Origin of the sequence: Vibrio sp. 10N.222.55.C6 (genome assembly GCF_041473395.1) — a bacterium.
Classification (GTDB): Bacteria; Pseudomonadota; Gammaproteobacteria; order Enterobacterales; family Vibrionaceae; genus Vibrio; species Vibrio crassostreae_C.
In genome coordinates this window covers 1-343 of record NZ_JBFRSD010000570.1, presented here as the reverse complement: position 1 = coordinate 343, position 343 = coordinate 1, and the positions used below count along the sequence as shown (strand labels likewise).

At 45.5% G+C, this 343-nt stretch carries 1 protein-coding gene; it reads left to right on the top strand.

From position 1 onward, the window contains the following. Window positions 1–30 precede the first annotated feature (30 nt). Window positions 31–343: glycine betaine ABC transporter substrate-binding protein (locus AB4486_RS25140; RefSeq protein ID WP_372119424.1), on the top strand; the 313-nt coding region annotated here is incomplete at its 3' end.

The following is a 343-nucleotide window of genomic DNA, read 5'->3' as shown; positions in this document are numbered from 1 at the left end:
AATCAGAACTTCAATTAAGGAAAAACACCAATGAATAATTCATGGAAGAGTAAACTCGCAGTAAGCATCGTTTCTACATTAGCGGTATCGACTAACGTGTGGGCAGCAAGCCTACCGGGTGAGGGCGTATCAGTTCAGCCTGTTCAATCGTCTGTAGCGGAAGAGACGTTCCAAACATTGATCGTTAACCGTGCTCTAGAAGAATTGGGTTATGACGTGAAATCAACTCAAGAAGTGGACTACAACGTAGGCTACACCTCGATTGCAAAGGGTGACGCAACGTTCCTAACGGTAGGTTGGTTCCCGCTTCATGCTGATAAATACACAATGGCAGGTGGTGATG